The organism is Stenotrophomonas maltophilia group sp. RNC7 (genome assembly GCF_030910085.1).
Lineage (GTDB): Bacteria > Pseudomonadota > Gammaproteobacteria > Xanthomonadales > Xanthomonadaceae > Stenotrophomonas > Stenotrophomonas sepilia.
Window position 1 is genome coordinate 1 of sequence record NZ_JAVFVN010000333.1, and the last position, 453, is coordinate 453.

At 52.1% G+C, this 453-nt stretch carries 1 protein-coding gene; it reads left to right on the top strand.

The window, feature by feature from the left end:
- Positions 1–216: helix-turn-helix transcriptional regulator (locus tag RCF13_RS05385; RefSeq protein WP_308140937.1), on the top strand; the 216-nt coding region annotated here is incomplete at its 5' end.
- Positions 217–453 lie beyond the last annotated feature (237 nt).

A 453-nucleotide genomic window follows, 5' to 3' on the forward strand; every position in this document is an offset into this window, starting at 1 on the left:
ACCACGTTACATCAGTACATCATTCTCCGCCGAATTGAACGGGCGCGGGTACTCCTTGAAGAAACGCGACTTTCTGTTGCAGAGATTGCACAAGAATGCGGCTTTGCCGATCAGGTACATCTCACTCGCTTTTTTAATCGAATTGTGGGTACCAGTCCTGCCCTGTTTCGGAGGAAATCAAAATTGGGGTTAGATCGAAGTGGATCAGGAGCATGACTTCTACCGCGTTTAGGTTTGACGCGGGTCAATCCAGATTATTGATCAGGTCGTGAGCAATGTTGCCCGAAGCGAACTCCCTCGCCCGCGGGCCGAAGAAAATTCCCTGTGGCCAGGCCTTGATGTAGTATCAGGATTGGTCAGGCAGGATGACCAGCGTCATTCCAGAGCGTCCAGCCAACCTGTCGTTCCAGTAACCGATGTAGGGCGAGCTTTGATCCCGCGTGCTGGCTAACA